14 protein-coding genes and 3 tRNA genes are annotated in these 17,647 nt (G+C 44.9%); 7 read left to right on the top strand and 10 right to left on the bottom strand.

All coding sequences use genetic code 11. From position 1 onward, the window contains the following. The first annotated feature begins 339 nt into the window (after nt 1-339). The 3 genes from nrdA (at nt 340) to yfaE (ending at nt 4,091) form a co-directional block, all read left to right on the top strand. Entirely contained in the window at nt 340-2,625 is a 2,286-nt protein-coding gene (gene nrdA / locus P3C17_RS19405; protein ID WP_300930966.1) for a class 1a ribonucleoside-diphosphate reductase subunit alpha, read from the top strand. Between the two features lie 65 nt (nt 2,626-2,690). Then, a complete protein-coding gene (gene nrdB, locus P3C17_RS19400; protein ID WP_264342206.1) occupies nt 2,691-3,821 on the top strand; it encodes a class Ia ribonucleoside-diphosphate reductase subunit beta in 1,131 nt (376 codons plus the stop codon). A 15-nt stretch (nt 3,822-3,836) separates the two neighbouring features. Beyond that, complete coding sequence (gene yfaE, locus P3C17_RS19395) at nt 3,837-4,091, top strand: class I ribonucleotide reductase maintenance protein YfaE (RefSeq protein ID WP_300930965.1); 255 nt, start codon at nt 3,837-3,839, stop codon at nt 4,089-4,091. A 50-nt stretch (nt 4,092-4,141) separates the two neighbouring features. Here the strand turns inward: yfaE and P3C17_RS19390 are convergent, their stop codons facing one another. From P3C17_RS19390 to P3C17_RS19370, 5 genes are all read right to left on the bottom strand, one after another. Beyond that, on the bottom strand, nt 4,142-4,717 hold the full coding sequence (locus P3C17_RS19390; protein ID WP_300930964.1) for a YceI family protein: 576 nt from the start codon (nt 4,715-4,717) through the stop codon (nt 4,142-4,144). A 26-nt stretch (nt 4,718-4,743) separates the two neighbouring features. After that, nucleotides 4,744-5,283, bottom strand: coding sequence for a cytochrome b (locus P3C17_RS19385; RefSeq protein ID WP_300930963.1), 540 nt, complete (start codon nt 5,281-5,283; stop codon nt 4,744-4,746). A gap of 158 nt (nt 5,284-5,441) precedes the next feature. Continuing rightward, a complete protein-coding gene (locus P3C17_RS19380; RefSeq protein WP_300930962.1) occupies nt 5,442-6,359 on the bottom strand; it encodes a rhodanese-related sulfurtransferase in 918 nt (305 codons plus the stop codon). Between the two features lie 99 nt (nt 6,360-6,458). Next, a complete protein-coding gene (locus P3C17_RS19375) occupies nt 6,459-6,995 on the bottom strand; it encodes a YaeQ family protein (RefSeq protein WP_300930961.1) in 537 nt (178 codons plus the stop codon). 35 nt (nt 6,996-7,030) lie between these two features. Then, nucleotides 7,031-7,681, bottom strand: a complete 651-nt coding sequence (locus P3C17_RS19370) for a LysE family translocator (RefSeq protein ID WP_300930960.1) — start codon at nt 7,679-7,681, stop codon at nt 7,031-7,033. A 178-nt stretch (nt 7,682-7,859) separates the two neighbouring features. On the opposite strand from P3C17_RS19370, the gene P3C17_RS19365 reads away from it, so the two are divergent. Further along, the gene (locus P3C17_RS19365) at nt 7,860-10,256 is read left to right on the top strand and encodes a TonB-dependent receptor (protein ID WP_300930959.1); all 2,397 of its coding nucleotides are present in this window, start codon (nt 7,860-7,862) and stop codon (nt 10,254-10,256) included. A gap of 63 nt (nt 10,257-10,319) precedes the next feature. Here P3C17_RS19365 and rmf read toward each other — a convergent pair whose 3' ends face one another. From rmf to rlmKL, 5 genes are all read right to left on the bottom strand, one after another. Beyond that, on the bottom strand, nt 10,320-10,502 hold the full coding sequence (gene rmf, locus P3C17_RS19360) for a ribosome modulation factor (RefSeq protein ID WP_046521510.1): 183 nt from the start codon (nt 10,500-10,502) through the stop codon (nt 10,320-10,322). Between the two features lie 381 nt (nt 10,503-10,883). Next, the gene (locus P3C17_RS19355; protein WP_300930958.1) at nt 10,884-12,515 is read right to left on the bottom strand and encodes a DUF3466 family protein; all 1,632 of its coding nucleotides are present in this window, start codon (nt 12,513-12,515) and stop codon (nt 10,884-10,886) included. 12 nt (nt 12,516-12,527) lie between these two features. Continuing rightward, nucleotides 12,528-14,438 (bottom strand): ATP-binding cassette domain-containing protein, encoded by a 1,911-nt coding sequence (locus P3C17_RS19350; protein WP_300930957.1) that lies wholly within the window; start codon nt 14,436-14,438, stop codon nt 12,528-12,530. A 3-nt stretch (nt 14,439-14,441) separates the two neighbouring features. Then, nucleotides 14,442-14,681 (bottom strand): glutaredoxin family protein, encoded by a 240-nt coding sequence (locus P3C17_RS19345; RefSeq protein WP_300930956.1) that lies wholly within the window; start codon nt 14,679-14,681, stop codon nt 14,442-14,444. Between the two features lie 6 nt (nt 14,682-14,687). Continuing rightward, the gene (gene rlmKL, locus P3C17_RS19340; protein WP_300930955.1) at nt 14,688-16,820 is read right to left on the bottom strand and encodes a bifunctional 23S rRNA (guanine(2069)-N(7))-methyltransferase RlmK/23S rRNA (guanine(2445)-N(2))-methyltransferase RlmL; all 2,133 of its coding nucleotides are present in this window, start codon (nt 16,818-16,820) and stop codon (nt 14,688-14,690) included. 242 nt (nt 16,821-17,062) lie between these two features. Here rlmKL and P3C17_RS19335 point away from each other — a divergent pair. The 3 genes from P3C17_RS19335 to P3C17_RS19325 all read left to right on the top strand — a co-directional run bounded on the left by P3C17_RS19335 (nt 17,063) and on the right by P3C17_RS19325 (nt 17,410). Next, nucleotides 17,063-17,139, top strand: a tRNA-Met gene (locus tag P3C17_RS19335). Nucleotides 17,140-17,191: 52 nt separating this feature from the next. Further along, nucleotides 17,192-17,268, top strand: a tRNA-Met gene (locus P3C17_RS19330). A gap of 65 nt (nt 17,269-17,333) precedes the next feature. Further along, a tRNA-Met gene (locus P3C17_RS19325) sits at nt 17,334-17,410 on the top strand. Nucleotides 17,411-17,647: the final 237 nt, after the last annotated feature.

Genomic DNA, 17,647 nt, shown 5'->3' with positions numbered 1-17,647 from the left:
AAATCACCTCTTTGCGGGTGATTTTACTAATCACTTAAAATTTAACCGAACAGACAAAATAGATTTTTTACTGAAAAACTATTGCTTCCCTGCAGAGGTTTTTAAAAGCCTATTTCGCACGTTAGCGGACACTAACATGCTGCTTTTTTCGCCCGTCAGCAGGGGTTGCAATTGCTATTGATCCACTCTATCTTGTGATCCGTTCTCCTTTCACCCCTAGATGTTGTGTCGCTCAATTGAGTTTGACCTAATGAAGCCAAAAGCGGGTGAATTCGCTGCGCAGAAGAAATTCTGTGCACACAATAATAACAATTGAGATGGAATTTTCGGCGGAAAAATATGACTCAAACATTATACGTAACCAAAAGAGATGGTCAGCGCGAGCCATTAGACTTAGACAAGATCCACCGTGTGATAGATTGGGCAGCTGAGAGGTTACAAAACGTATCAGTGTCTCAGGTTGAGTTACGTTCTCACATTCAATTTTACGACGGTATTAAGACCGCCGATATCCACGAAACCATCATCAAAGCTGCTGCCGATTTAATCTCAAAAGAGACGCCAGATTATCAATATATGGCCGCTCGTTTGGCCGTATTCCATTTACGTAAAAAAGCCTATGGCCAGTTCGAGCCACCAAAGCTGTATGACCATGTGGTCAAAATGGTGGAAGAAAAGCGTTATGACGCTCACATTCTGGCTGACTACAGTAAAGAAGAATTAGAGCAGCTGGATAGTTTCATTGTCCATGCTCGCGATTTAGATTTCAGCTACGCTGCGGTAAAGCAGCTCGAAGGCAAATACCTGGTGCAAAACCGGGTCACAGGTCAGATTTACGAAAGCGCTCAGTTCCTTTATATGCTGGTTGCCGCTTGTTTATTTGCTAATTATCCAAAAGACAGCCGCTTAAGTTACGTGCGTCGTTTTTACGACGCTGTGTCTATGTTTAAGATTTCATTACCTACGCCTATTATGTCTGGTGTACGTACCCCTACCCGTCAGTTCAGCTCCTGTGTGTTGATTGAATGTGGTGACAGCTTAGACTCCATCAATGCCACCAGCAGTGCTATCGTGAAGTACGTCAGTCAACGTGCCGGTATTGGTATCAACGCGGGTCGTATTCGTGCCTTAGGCAGCCCAATCCGTAACGGTGAAGCCTTCCATACAGGTTGTATCCCCTTCTACAAGCATTTCCAGACAGCAGTGAAAAGCTGCTCTCAGGGTGGTGTTCGTGGTGGCGCAGCAACGCTGTTTTACCCGCTGTGGCATTTGGAAGTGGAATCTTTGCTGGTTCTGAAAAACAACAGGGGTGTGGAAGAAAACCGCGTACGTCACTTAGATTACGGTGTGCAGTTTAACCGCCTGATGTACACACGCCTGATTAAAGATGAAATGATCACCCTGTTCAGTCCTTCTGACGTACCAGGTTTATATGATGCGTTTTTTGAAGATCAGGAAAAGTTTGAAGAGCTGTATGTTCAATACGAAGCGGACGCCTCTATCCGTAAGAAGCGTATTAAAGCTGTTGAACTCTTCACGTTATTTATGCAGGAACGTGCCAGCACAGGTCGTATCTATTTACAGAACGTCGATCATTGCAATACGCACAGCCCGTTTAATCCAAAGTTTGCTTCTGTGCGCCAGAGCAACCTCTGTTTAGAAATAGCGCTGCCAACTAAGCCACTGAATGACATTAACGATCCAAATGGTGAAATCGCCCTTTGTACTCTGTCAGCCTTTAACTTAGGTGCTATTGAGCATTTAGATGAACTGGAAGAACTAGCAGAACTGGCAGTGCGGGCTTTAGATAGTTTACTGGATTACCAGGACTACCCTATCCTTGCCGCTTACCACGCCAGCATGAACCGCCGTACTTTAGGTATAGGCGTGATTAACTATGCCTATTACCTGGCGAAAAATGGCGTTAAATACTCGGATGGTTCAGCCAACGGCTTAACGCACCGCACTTTTGAAGCTATTCAGTATTACCTGATGAAAGCATCGAACAAATTGGCTCAGGAGTTTGGCCCATGCGCTAAATTTAACGAGACCACCTATTCAGAAGGCATTATGCCTATTGATACCTATAAAAAGGATCTGGATAAGGTGTGTGCTGAACCATTGCACTACGATTGGGAGCAACTGCGTAAAGATGTGGTGAAACACGGTTTACGTAACTCTACGTTATCAGCACTGATGCCATCTGAAACGTCTTCGCAAATTTCAAATGCGACCAATGGTATTGAACCACCTCGCGGTCATATCAGTATAAAGGCAAGTAAAGACGGTATTTTAAAGCAAGTAGTGCCTGAGTACGATCGCCTGAAAAACCAATATGAATTGTTATGGGACATGCCTAACAACGACGGTTATATCAGCTTGGTGGCTATAATGCAGAAGTTTGTGGACCAGACGATTTCTGCCAATACCAATTACGATCCGGGCAAGTTCGAAGGTGGCAAAGTGCCAATGAAGATCTTGTTAAAAGACTTACTGACGGCTTATAAGCTGGGTGTTAAAACCATGTACTACCACAATACCCGCGATGGCGCTTCCGACATACAGGAAGACATCAAAGCGACGCCGGAAGACGATGGTTGTGCCGGTGGCGCCTGTAAAATTTAAGACTGGGGCTGCATTGCAGCCCTCTTTTTGTATGCATAGCTAATAAAAACACAGAGAAATTGCTGATGAGTTATACCACCTTTAGCCGTACGAACAATGATCAAATGAAAGAGCCGATGTTTTTTGGCAATCCGGTGAATGTATCCCGTTATGATCAACAGAAATACGGCATTTTTGAAAAACTGATCGAAAAGCAACTGAGCTTTTTCTGGCGTCCTGAAGAAGTGGATGTCAGTAAAGATCGCATCGACTTTCAACAGTTGCCAGAACATGAAAAACATATATTTCTCAGCAATTTAAAATACCAAACTCTGTTGGACTCAGTGCAAGGCCGCTCACCAAACGTCGCCTTGTTACCTATAGTGTCCTTGCCTGAGCTGGAAACCTGGATTGAAACCTGGGCATTCAGTGAAACTATTCACAGCCGCAGCTATACCCATATAGTGCGTAATATCACCAACGAACCTCATAAAGTGTTCGACGATATTCTGCTAAATGAACGTATTGTTGAACGTGCAGATGACGTGACCCGTTATTACGATGATTTGATCACTTCTGTTAGCCTGTATCACTTATGTGGTGTCGGCACTCATGAAGTGAACGGCAAAACTCATACCATCAGCATGCATGATCTGAAGCGTAAGCTTTACATCTGTATTTTGTCGGTAAACGTGCTCGAAGCCATCCGGTTTTATGTCAGTTTCGCCTGTAGTTTTGCTTTTGCCGAACGTGAACTGATGGAAGGTAATGCAAAAATCATCAAATTGATTGCCCGTGATGAAGCGCTGCATTTAACCGGCACTCAGCATATGCTGAATATTATGGCTGCTGGTGAAGACGACCCGGAAATGGCCATTATCGCCAAAGAATGCGAAGACGAAGCCTATGCGATATTCCGTAAAGCCGCTGAGCAGGAAAAAGACTGGGCTGAGTTCTTGTTTAAAGATGGTTCAATGATTGGCTTAAACAAAGATATTTTATGCCAGTACGTTGAGTACATCACCAACAACAGAATGCAGGCTGTGGGCTTAAAACCGATATTCAGCACCACTCAGAACCCTATTCCATGGATCAATGCCTGGCTGGTGTCTGACAATGTGCAGGTGGCGCCACAAGAATCAGAAATCAGCTCCTATTTAGTGGGTCAAATCGACAACGAAATGGATGGCGCTGACTTCGGCGATTTTGATCTCTGATCTGCGACTATTCACATGGTTAAAGTAGTGGTGAAAAATGTGCTCAGTCTGGAGTTTGGGCCTGAGCAACGCACCCTGCTTGAAGCCCTTGAAGCACAAAAACAGCAAGTGAATTATCAGTGCCGTGAAGGTTATTGCGGTGCATGTCGTTGTAAACTACTGTCAGGTTCAGTCAGCTACATCAACGAGCCGCTGGCTTTTGTGCGAACAGGTGAAATTTTGCCTTGCTGCAGTATTCCCGTTACAGATATAGAGATAGAATTGCCCTGAGTATCAAAAATACATCAGGGCAATGTCGTCTTTAGAAACTCAATTCAGAATCAAGACTTCTTAATACCTTCTACCGTCAGATCCAGATGAACAGTGGCAGATGCCGGGCCAAGAATGTTTTTAATGGCGAAATCTTCTAAGTTGATGCTGGTGGTGCCAGCAAAACCTGCGCGGTAACCACCCCATGGATCAGAACCTTCACCCAGCTTAGTGGCATTGATCACAACTTCTTTAGTAACACCGTTTAATGTGAAGTTACCTACTACATCAAAATCAGCACCTGCTTTTGGTACTATTTTTGTGCTGACAAAAGTCGCTTTGCTGTGTTTGTCTACGTTCAGGAAATCCGGGCTGCGTAAGTGCTTGTCACGCTCAGCATGGTTAGAGTCAACACTTTTGGTATCGATTTCTAACTGGATTTTAGAGTCCGTTAACTTGGCAGCGTCATAGCTGAATGTACCTTCAAAGGTATTAAAACGGCCATACAACCAGCTATAACCTAAGTGGCTGATTTTAAATTGAATAAAAGCGTGAGCACCTTGCGTATCTATTTCGTAGTCTGCAGCTTGCAGTGCTGGTGCTGCTAACATTGAAGTCAACAAACCGGCAATTAGTAATTTCTTCATTCCAATCTCCTTTAGTAATTAGGGTCTTAAGGTTTAAGCATGCGTTTTAACGTGTTGTCTTTATCAAAAACGTGATGTTTAAAAGCAGCCGCTGCATGTAAAACGGCTAACGCAATTAAGCCGTAAGCGGCAAACTTATGGACCAGTCCAGCTCTGTCTGCCTGTTCAGCAAACAATTCTCCGGCTGAGGGTAAATTAAATAAGCCAAATACGTCTATAGGCCGGCCATCTGCAGTCGAGATCAAATAGCCGCTACAGATAATCAAAAACACCAGGCCATATAAAGTCAGATGGGTAACATGACTGGCACGCTGTATGGCTTTACTGTGACTGGATAAAGGCTCAGCAGTTCCTTTAATCACACGAAACAGTAACCGATACAGCATCAGAGCCAATAACAACACACCAACACTTTTGTGCCAAAAAGGCGCAGTTCTGTACCAACTGCTGTAGTAGCTTAGATCCACCATCCAAAAGCCTGAGGCAAAAAGCCCAATGACCATGACGGCCACCAGCCAGTGCAATACAATGCTGGTCCAACTGTAACCTTTATTTTCTGTTGCCATAGCTTCCTCTCTTAATACACAGCTTATCTTTCCAGAAGTTGGTTTAAAATAGCAAAATTAAGCACGTTTAATTCTAATAAATAGAACTATAACCTATTACCTCTAAAGACAAGGGCAAAAAAAAGAGCCTTAACGGCTCTTTTCAAATATAGCTGAAATTAGAATTCAACTTTACCGTCACGGATATGCTGTTCGCCTCGCTCTTTAGCCAGGGCTATTTGCTTTTGACGCTCAGCAAAAGAAGCTTTCTGCTCTTCAGTAATTTTGTCATGACAATGCGGACAACTTAAACCTTGCACATAAAGTGGCGACTTCATTTCGTCCTGTGAGAGTGGCATGCGACAGGCATAACACTGATCGTAGCTGCCCTGTTCCAAACCATGTTTCACCGCAACACGCTGGTCAAACACAAAACACTCACCCTGCCACAGACTTTCTGGTTCTGGTACTTCTTCCAGGTATTTCAGAATACCGCCATCCAGGTGATAGACCTCTTCAAAACCTTGCTCTTTTAAAAAGGCCGTAGACTTTTCACAGCGAATACCTCCGGTACAAAACATCGCCACTTTTTTGTGCTTGGTTTTGTCCAGGTTTTGTTCTGCCCATTCTGGAAATTCGCGGAAGCTGGTGGTATTTGGATTGACAGCATTTTTAAAAGTGCCAATGGCCACTTCATAATCGTTGCGGGTATCGATAACTATAGTGTTTGGATCAGAGATTAACTGATTCCAGGCTTCACCTTTGACATAAGTGCCGACTATATGAGCAGGATTGATACCTTCAACCCCCATAGTGACGATCTCTTTCTTCAGCTTGACCTTAGTGCGGTAAAACGCCTGTTCATCAGCAAAAGATTCTTTGTAAGACATAGCTTCAAAACGACTGTCTGCAGCAAACCATTGCAACATCGCATCTATACCTTCACGTGGACCACAAATAGTGCCGTTGATACCTTCTTCGGCCAGCAACAAAGTACCTTTGACTTTGTTCAGCACCAGATGTTGGTAGAGGTTATCACGCAAAGTAACATAATCAGGTAAAGCGACAAACTTATATAAAGCAGCAACAACATACATTTTTGGATTCACCTTCTGCAAAACCGGACCGTAAATCCGGGGCAAAAATACGGGCGAGCATTATAACTAGTGAAAATGAAATAACAAGTTATGGCAAGTTTAATGCCGGAGTTCTGGCTCAGAGGACAAGGCCAGCTCAAAGGTTTGCTCACCGTCTGTGATTAATAACTTGTCATCTTCCCGCCACAAGTCCAGCTGCATATGACCTTTGAGCATGCAGCAAAAGTCCAGTAGCTGTTGGTGGGATAACGCATGGAACTGCACATTGCTGAAGTGTTGTTTGTACTGACTTTTTACTTTTTTCTGTTGGGTTTCATCCAGAAACAACACCACTTGATCCGCTTGATGGCTGGCGCGTTGCATATGTTTTTCGCTGAGTAAATCAACATTACACCAAAGTTTGATGTGTTCAGCCGCATCACTGACATACAAGTCAGGCGTTTTACCTGCACTTTCTATTTTAGCCAGTTGTGGAGAAGATTCGAAATAAGATAGATAAGCCAGAATACGGCGGGCAAAATGTTCAGCCAGCTCGGTTTTATAAGGAGCTATATAACAAGTCCGTTTTTGATAAAAATGACTGGCCTCTGACGCATAGTTCAGATCCAGCCTTATTACTTTGCTTATCACTTGCATACAGACACCTCGTTGGTATCGGCAACAACCTCTGTTTAGTGTAGCTGAGATTGAATTGCACCGTAAATCAGATGCATAGCCAATGCCAGTAATACCGCACCCATTAAACGATCAAACCAGTACCCTTTCATAAGCAAAAAAGCTCTTACTTTTTCGCGGGTTAGGATCACAGATAAAAATGCAAACCAGGCCGTTGTAGCGCCGGCCATATAAACGCCGTAAATCACTTTGTAAGAAAGTGGCGTAACTGGCGAAATAATGACTGCAAAAAGTGATAAGAAAAACAAGGTCGCTTTGGGGTTTAGACCATTAGTGACAAAACCTGAGGTAAAGGCTTTGAGTAATGACGGAGTCTCTGTCACCGGCTCTGTGACTATTTCTGCTGTGGTGTTGGTTGGTGCGCCGCTACGAATAGCCTGCCAGCCTATATAAGCCAGATACGCTGCCGACAGTGCGCTGAACAAGGTAAATAACCAGGGGGTGGTTTTAATCAGCAAGCCTAAGCCAAGCAGCGAATAACAGACATGCAGAAAAATAGCCATACCTATGCCAACACTGGCCGCTAACGCGACGTTACGACCATAACGCACTGCATAGCGTAGAACTATGGCGAAATCAGGGCCGGGGCTTGCTACTGCAACTAAATGAACTGACGCGATCAGTAAAAATTCCGGCCAGAAATCCATAGCTTATCCTTTTGATTATTCAAACATTATTATGCAGATATTAAAGCATTAGACTTCAGAGTGTCGAAGCTAAATCTTAAATTAATGTTACTTCATCACAAAAGTACTTGCGTCTGAATCGTTAATCCGCAAAAATGTTATAACATCACAATCATTAATTACTGTAATAGGTTTTCCGATGCGCCCTTCTCTTTTTCAACTTACTCCCGTTGCCATGCTGGTTGTTTCAGCATTTTCAGCCCAGGTTGTCGCACAAAGCATCACCGTGAACGGTGTAGTGCTGGATAATGACGGCAAAGCCATTGAACAGGCTCGTGTGCATGTGCATGGCCGTCAGCAATATGTGTACGCAGACAAAAATGGCCGCTTTACTATCCAGGCTCCTGCTGACGCTGAACTGCATATCTCTGCCAAAGGTTATGGCGATCAGTTTGTCACCTTATCAAACAGCAACGAACTTAAAGTACAACTGCAGTCTGGTGGCGTGGAACGTATTGTGGTCTCAGCTTCAGGCTTGCATCAATACGATTTGGAAATGGCTAATCCCGTTTCTGTGTTATCAGGTGAAGAGCTCAGCCGTAAAATAGCCCCTACTATAGGCGAAACCTTAAAGTCGATGCCGGGCGTACACAGCAACTATTACGGCCCAGTAGCCTCAAGCCCTATTTTGCGGGGCCTCGATGGGCCACGGGTTCGCATATTAAGTAACGGTCTTGATTCTGCTGACGTATCCCGTATTGGCCCGGATCATGCCATCAGTGCTGACGCCATCACCACAGAGCAAATTGAAGTGTTACGTGGCCCTGCCACTTTATTGTACGGCAGTGGCGCTGTAGGTGGTGTCGTGAACGTGGTCGACAACAGATTGCCACGACAGTTACGTCCCGCCAATACCCAGATAGAGACGCGCTACAGCTCAGGTGCAGATGAAAAAACTGCCGCCTTGACTCATGATGGCGGTCAGGATCAAGTCGCCTGGCATGTGGATGGCTTTAAGCGTAAAACCGATAATTATGATGTGCCAGATTTTACCAATGATGAAGGCGAAAGCACTGATCAACTGGCAAATTCATGGCTGGATAATTCTGCGGTGAATGGTGGTTTAAGCTGGATCACTGATAAAGGCTTGCTTGGTTTTTCCATAGGGCATATTGACAGTGAATACGGTATTCCTGGCCATCACCATCATCATGAAGAACATGATGAGGACCACGACGAGAACCACGATGAACATACAGAAGAAGCTGTATTTGCTAAAGTAAAACAAGACAGATACGGCCTGGCTGGCGAGCTGTATAAACCTTTTAACGGCATTGAAACCTTATCTTTCAGCAGCGCCCTAACCCGTTATCAGCATCACGAAATAGAAGAAGGCGTCATTGGTACCACCTTTAAGAATGATAGCTTTGAGAGCCGCTTCGCTGCTGAGCATGAAACTATTGCCGGCTGGCATGGTGTTTTTGGTTATCACCTGCAACAAAGCGATTATCAGGCGATAGGTGAAGAAGCCTTCACCCCAGATACCAAAACCGATTCCCACGCCTTATTTGTGCTTGAAGAGCGCAGTTTTGGCGACTTTACAGCTCAGCTAGGTGCCCGTATTGAGCACGTCGATTACAAAGCCTCTGGCATAGAGTTTGAACATCACCATGAGGAAGAAGACACAGACGAACATCATGCTGACGAGGTAAAACATGACTTTACAGCGTCTAGCCTGTCGGCAGGCTTAGTCTGGAACTTTCAGCCGGGTTACAACGCGGCTTTATCCGTCAGCCGCTCTGAACGAGCCCCGAGCGCTGCAGAGTTATACTCAAATGGTGCCCACATCGCTACCCGTACTTATGAATTGGGTTTGGCCTATAGCCTGGATCAAGACGGTGAAATTTCAGAGTCTGATGTCAACTTCAAAAAAGAAGTGGCGAACAACATCGATTTGACGTTACGCAAATATGACGGTGATTTTACCTTCACTTACAACCTGTTCTACAACAAAGTACATAACTACCTGTATATGAGAGATTCAGGTTTAACTATGGCAGACCTGCACTCCCATGCAGATGAAGACCATGAGCATGACGATCACGAAGAGCATGATGAAGAACACGGCCATGCTGAAGATGAAGCGTTCTCAATATTCCATTATCAACAGCAGAATGCCACTTTATATGGCGCTGAGTTTGCAATGGCTTATCAATTGACAGCAGAACAACAACTGGAGTTTTTTATTGACTCAGTGCGAGCCAAGCTGGACAACGGCGGTGATTTGCCGCGTATTCCACCTGTGAAAGTAGGTACAGGTTATAGCTATTCAGCAGAGGACTGGTCAGCAAATATCGACTGGACTCACTATATGAAGCAAAACCGGGTCGCAGCAGATGAAAGTGCAACAGGCTCCTATCAGATCCTCGATTTGAGTTTTAGTTATTACTTTAATTTAAATGATCTGGATCTGACTGCTTTTGTCAAAGCCAACAATCTGACCGATGAATTAGGTTTTGTGCATAGCTCCTTTATCAAAGAAGATGCGCCTCTGCCAGGTCGTTCTTTCACTTTAGGCATCAAAGCCCGCTTCTAATTTTGAGCCTTCGAAAACGCACAAGGCCCCGGTTATCGGGGCCTTGTTATCTGAATTCGTGAATTACTGGCCTCTGGCGAACAGGCCAATCCCTTTGTCTTCCATCGCTTCCCGGTACCCTCCGAGCCATTGCGATCTGGTGTCTAAATTCTGATAAGGACAAATCTCTTTTGAGCGACCTGTGACAGCGGCGCGATAACCTTGAGCGTGGGCACGTTCTAAACGATCTCTTTTCTGTCTTTTCATAAGGCAATCTTCCTCGATCTGATAAATAACAAGCAACTTACGTTGCACCTTAATAGATAGTTGAGATGCCGAAAAGGTTCCACTAATAAACTTAGCTCTTCCCTATTGACATTAAGTAAGAACCTGAAGTTATTTAAGATTTGATGACAAAATAATTTATTTTTTTTGAATTGCTTGGACTTTTTTTACTCACATCGTCCGTGATGTTCGCCTTCGGCAGCTAAAGCTATGAAAAAGGCTCTCCTGCTGTTGTTTAACGTTACGGAGTAACGTCATTTTAGAGGCAATATTTTGGATAGCAGAGAACAAAATTTAGGTTGGACAACATAGAACAAACCCGCTTTCGCGGGTTTGTATTTAGCCATCTATATACAACTGTAACTAGCTTACACGTCGTCTTAGCCACAATAGTGGCAACAACAATAAGCTATACCACGTCGATGAACCACCTTTACGCTCATAGGTTTCGTCTTCTGGTATCTTGCAGCTGTCGATTGTACCGTTAGGAACCGGAGTTAGTTTCACAGCTCTGGAGACATTCTCCATAACAGGATTACCCGCGCTGTCTTTTACCAACTCCCCTTTGCTATCGCGTTGCTCAACAGAAACTACAGCGTTGGCAATGATTTCGTTGTTATTGTTGATATCTTTTGCTTCAGCCAAAGTAAAAGCTGAATCACAAGGTAATAAGGTATTTAAGTCGGTGAAAGTATCGTTTTCGATATCATACAAAAAGGCCACTATACGCCTGTTGGTGCCATCAGCAGGTAATATTTCAGCCGAACCTACTACCATATTATTTTCGTTGATGGCCATAGGGTTCGTATCAGAACTATTAAAAAAGCCATTTGGAAAGGTCAGGGTTTTTGTGTTGTAATCAAAAATGAATAACCTGTCGCGTGACATACCATTAAAGGTTGTACTTGCAGAACCGACGACAATATTTTCATTGTTGATATCAACTGCAGTACTGGAATTCCATTCCAGTGGATCTATGATGGCTGACACTTCACCTTCATGAAAAACACTAGCATGCAATGCAGCACGGTTGCCATCAGTAGAGGTAGAATATCCGACAGCTATACCGTTATCATTCACAGATAAAGCCCGGCTGGAATAAAGATTTTCTGCCGTATCTTCAATCAGAGGGCCTAAAACGCCATATTGGACTGGCGCTGAAATTTGCCCTGCTTCGTTCATTTTCCAGACTAATGCCCGTTCAACATAACCATCTTTATATTGGTCGTGACAAAGACTTATAGGTCTGGTTTTTCCGGTACAGGTTGTTTCAATAGTTTCCTGAACGCTTTCCAGCATAGAAACACTGCCATAACCTGCCACGTAGTTGTCCTGACTGATTTTAATGGCAACAGAGAAACCACCGCCAAACTCTTCATAGGGAATAGGTAATGCAGTAACGCTATTGCCATTGACTACATAAGACTTTATATGACCCGGTGCAGGCAGCCATAAATTGACAGTCTCAGGCGATGGAACTGCTTCAGTAGCTTCAGGCGTAAAACTCTGTTGGGTGTAGGTGGTTGTCGCAACACCAATAGCATTTCCACTATTATTAATATCGTACAGGTATTCATTATTGGTTGGTGTTGCTGCTTGCTCGCGGATCTTAAGCTGTTCACCAGTCACCAGGTTAAAGCCCATTACTTCTACATAGCGCTGGATTGCATAGTTTGTGCTGTTGGCTCTAAGGTAATTGACCAAAACAAGCTGAGAGGACGCAGTGATGTTACCCAACTTAATCTGTTCTATTTGTTCGGCCGTTAAGGCTGCCACCAAACTGGCATTTTCGAAATCAATGGCGCTGATATCGATCGGGAAATTATAAATCACAGACCCAGAACCAACTGCGTCGCCATTGTCATTTAAAGCCGCGCCAAACTGAGATTGGACAGTGGTGACCTCAGCCAACTCCTGAACCTGATAAACAGCGGCGTATGCTGAACTGGCGGCCAGGCCGGGTAATAAGGCTAATACTACGGGCGATAATCTCATTCAGGTCCCCTGTTACTGCTGATTTAATGCTTCTAATTGTTCCCAACGCTCATAAGCGTGCGCGAGCTTCGACTCGGCCTCATGCAATTGGTTCAACGCTTTTTGGGTGTAATCGGCACTTTGCCGGAAAAATTGTGGATCATTTACTTGCTGCTGCAAGCCACTCAATTCTGCATCAAGTGTCTCGATTAAAGCGGGCAATAGTTCCAGTTCTCGTTTCTCTTTGTATGATAACTTCTTACTGCTTGTGGATGAAAGCTCTACAGGCTTTTCTTCGACAGGTTTTACACTTTTTTGCACAATTTCAACAGCTTTTACATTGTTTTGCTGCCGTTTTTGATAAGCCACCACATCTTCATAGTCACCGGCTATGTCGACCACCTTGCCTTGACCAGCGAAATACAGCGAACTGGTCACTGTATTATTAACAAATTCACGGTCGTGGCTGACCAGAAGCACAGAGCCTTGATACTGCTGCAGAATATCTTCTAATAGCTCTAAAGTTTCTACATCCAGATCGTTGGTCGGCTCATCGAGGATCAGTAAATTGCTTGGTTTAGCGAATAAACGCGCCAGTAATAAGCGGTTTTTCTCGCCACCAGATAAAGCCCGAACCGGTGTTCTGGCGCGCGCTGGTGCAAATAAGAAGTCCTGCAGGTAACTTAATACGTGACGGGTCTGACCGTTTTGAATAATTTCCTGCTTACCATCAGCGACGTTATCCTGCACTGTGGCATTTAAATCCAGCTGAATACGGTGTTGGTCAAAATACGCCACTTCAAGGTTAGTGCCGCGTTTAATTTCACCACTGTCGGCCTTGTATTCGCCAAGCAAAGTTTTGATTAAGGTGGACTTACCCACACCGTTTGGACCGACCAAGGCAATACGATCGCCACGCATCACTAAAATATTGATGTCTTTCAGTACAGTTTCGCCTTTAAAGCTGACGTTGACATCTTTGGTTTCAAACACCAGCTTGCCCGACTTTTGCGACTGCTCAATGGCAAATTCTACTTTGCCCATTTGCTCTACCCTGGCAGCACGCTCGTTACGCAGTTCTTTTAAGGCACGAACCCGGCCTTCGTTACGGGTTCGACGGGCTTTAATACCCTGGCGGATCCAGACTTCTTCTTCTGCCAGTTTTCTATCAAACAAGGCATTGTGTTGTTGCTCAACTTCCAGCAGTTTTTGCTTACGTTCCAGATATTCGGCGTAATTACCTGGGTGCGAAGTCAGCTCACCACGGTCCAAATCGATAATACGGCTGGCTAAAGCACGAATAAAAGCCCTGTCGTGCGAGATAAAAATGATCGCGCCTTTGAAGTTCATAAAGAACTGCTCCAGCCATTGAATGGCGGCTACATCCAGGTGGTTGGTCGGTTCATCCAGCAGCAATACGGTAGGCTGTGACACCAGAGCTTTGGCTAAAGCGGCTTTACGTAACCAGCCACCTGATAAAGAAGCTAGGGTGGTATCAGGGTCCATTTCAAACTGCAAACACAACTCTTCAATGCGGTTTTCTAACTGCCAGCCATGACGGGTATCCAGTTCAGCCTGCAAGGTGCCAAACTCACGTTGTTCAGCTTCGGTGGCATCCGAAAAATGATCGGCCAGATGGTAAAATCGCTGCAGTTTTTCAGCTAAATCGCCCGCACCTTCACGAATAAAATCTGCCACTTTAATATCTACACGAGCTGGTGGGTCTTGCTCTAAGCGGCTGATAATTAAATTATTCTGCCGCACAACCTGGCCATCATCCAAATTTTGATGACCGGTCAGTATTTTTAAAAAGGATGATTTACCAGCCCCGTTGCGACCAACCAAACAGACGCGTTCGCCGGCAAATAAACTGAAATCCACTTTATCTAAAATGGGATGGGTACCAAAAGCAAGGCTGGCTTGCTGAAAACGTAATAATTCCACTCTTTATAATCCTGACGACTGCTGACGCAGCAGTTGTTGTATCTGTTCAAGTTCAAAGGGCCAGAACAGTTCCTGTTCATTCACTTTTAACACCGGAATATGCACACGATAGCGCTCAAAAGCAGCCGGTTCGTCCACTATATCTATAATTTCAACAGCACCTGCAACGCCTGCCTGCAGCAAAAGCTGCTCGGCCTGCTCGCACAAATGGCAACCCCAGGTGCTGTAAAGCTTTATCTGCATGAAAACTTACTCTTCAAGGCGTTTAAACAGCTCAAAGCACACGTGAATATTCGGGTTACGTTTAAAGTCTTCCGGCAAACTTTGGGCTGAAATATCTTTGATGATCCAGCCTGCTTCTTCCAGTTCTGCTTTGTCAATTTTAAAGCGCCTTTTATTGTTGGAAAAAATTACTTTGCCATTAGGCGCCAGACAACGGCCTACCATAGTCAGCAACTTGACGTGATCACGTTGCACATCCCAGGTATCTTCCATCCGTTTCGAATTCGAAAAAGTTGGCGGGTCAACAAAGATTAAATCAAACTGGTTTTTACAGCCTTTCAGCCAATCCAGACAGTTATCCTGCACAAACTGATAGGCTTTGCCATCCAGACCATTAATAAGGAAATTGCGTTTTGCCCAGTCCAGATAGGTATTTGACATATCCACTGTAGTAACAGACAAAGCACCACCTAAAGCAGCATGCACAGAAGCAGTGCCTGTGTAGGCAAACAAATTCAATAATTTTTTGCCTTTGGCTTGCTGTTGAATAGCCAAACGAGTGACGCGGTGATCTAAAAACAAACCGGTATCCAGATAATCACGCAGATTGACTAAAAATTTAGCGCCATATTCAGTAACTTCTTTGTACTGACCGGCTTTGGCCAGCGCCTGATACTGATCTTTACCTTTTTGTTTTTCGCGAACTTTTAGCACTAGCTTGTCGCTGCTGATACCCAGCACTTTAGGCACCAGGTTCACCACATCAAACAAACGTTTTTGCGCTATTTGCTCGTCGACATTAGAAGGTGCGGCGTATTCATGGATCACCACTTCACCGTCGTACCAGTCGACTGCGACGTTGTATTCCGGAATATCGGCGTCATACATACGGTAACAACTGATGTTTTCGCGTTTCGCCCACTTCTCTAACTGCTTGACGTTTTTCTTCAGGCGATTGCCAAAAGATTCGCTTTCCGCATAAAACAAAGCTGCACTTTGACTGTTGGCATTGACCTGCACTTGCTGTTCGGTCAAATCGAACATAGTAAATTCACAATCCAGCGGACCGTTAGTGAATTTATAGCTTTTGGCTTTGGATAACTTCAGCGCCCGCAATAAATCGGGGCTTGAGGTAATAATGGCTAAACGCCAGCCCTGATAATGTTTTTTCAAGCCTAAGGAGAATTCAGCATAAATAGGAATAAGGCTTGGCAAATCCCCTAAACGCTCACCGTATGGTGGGTTGGTAATAATTACGCCTTTGCCTTCGCATACAGCAGACTGAATTTGTGTCGCATCCTGGGTAATAAATTCAATAAAATCTGCCACTCCAGCACGGGCAGCGTTCTGACGGGCTTTCTGCAAAGTGCGCTCATCTGTATCGCTACCGACAAAGGTTACACCTTCAGCTATCGCCTGACGTGAGCCTAAAGCTTCAGCGCGCAGTTGTTGCCAGAGTTCAGGCTGATGATCGCCCCATTGTTCAAACGCAAACTTCTCCCGCTTTAAACCTGGGGCTAACTGACGGGCCATAAGCACTGCTTCTATTAACAAAGTGCCGCTACCACAAAATGGGTCATATAAAGGCTGATCGGCTTTCCAACCTGAGCGTAATAATAAAGCGGCAGCTAAATGTTCTTTTAGTGGGGCTTCACCCTGCTCTTTGCGATAACCACGCTGATGAAGTGAAGGACCAGAGAAATCCTGAAAGAAATGGAAAAACTGACGTTCTAAACGCACCTGAAAGCGGACGTCCGGATCCAGACGGTCGACATTTGGACGCGCGTCGTAACGCTCGCGGAACTGATCCACTATGGCATCTTTCACGCGCATGCCACCAAACTGGGTATTGTCTATGGTTGGGTGCTTCCCCACACACTCGACAGCAAAACTTTGTTCCATCCGCATTAAGGAAGGCCAGTTAATGCGCATAGCCACCTGATACAGATCTGAATTGGCATCAATTTCGATGGATTGTTCCAGGCGCATAATACGGGTCGCCAGACGCGACCATAAGCACAGCTGATACGCATCTTTAAGTTCAGCCTTAAAGCGCACTACGCCCATGCCTAATTTAATGATTTCGCCTTGATAACGACGGATCTCATCCGCCAACAGCTCTTCAACACCTTTGGATGTTAAGGCCCAGAATTCCAACATATGATCTGCCCTGCAATAAAATGGCGCACATTATAACAGAAGCGCTTTCGAAAGCATTGGGATGTTTTTCAGCTCAAAAAACAAAGATTTGCGGCGATGAAACTTCAGAAATAGCCACTATCGCCTACTTTAAGACCTATGCGTTTAATAATTGTGCAGTCAGTTCGCTTCTTTGGAATTTACTGATATTAGGCCTTGCGCTGCTATGTCAAAAGCTCTACTATGCGCCCCGCAAACACGGACGCGGGATGGAGCAGCCTGGTAGCTCGTCGGGCTCATAACCCGAAGGTCGTCGGTTCAAATCCGGCTCCCGCAACCAATCTGATGTTTGTTTTAAATCCTGATAGTTACTGCTCAACTATCAATACGGACGCGGGATGGAGCAGCCTGGTAGCTCGTCGGGCTCATAACCCGAAGGTCGTCGGTTCAAATCCGGCTCCCGCAACCAACTTAAGTAAGTTATGTAGATGTAGTACCCCACTTAACACACACTGCTCGGTGTTAAGATACGGACGCGGGATGGAGCAGCCTGGTAGCTCGTCGGGCTCATAACCCGAAGGTCGTCGGTTCAAATCCGGCTCCCGCAACCAACAATCAACCGACTCAATAGTCGGTTTTTTTGTATCAAAAATTTGGGGTTTAGAAGATGGAACAGCCTGGTAGCTCGCCGGACTCCTCTTTATAAACCCTGGGCGAAGGTCATCAGCTCAAATCCGGCTCCCGCAACCAACAATCAACCGACTCAATAGTCGGTTTTTTTGTATCAAAAATTTGGGGTTTAGAAGATGGAACAGCCTGGTAGCTCGCCGGACTCCTCTTTATAAACC

The organism is Rheinheimera sp. 1928-s, assembly GCF_029269265.1.
Taxonomy (GTDB): domain Bacteria; phylum Pseudomonadota; class Gammaproteobacteria; order Enterobacterales; family Alteromonadaceae; genus Pararheinheimera.
This window is presented reverse-complemented; position numbering and strand designations above follow the sequence as displayed.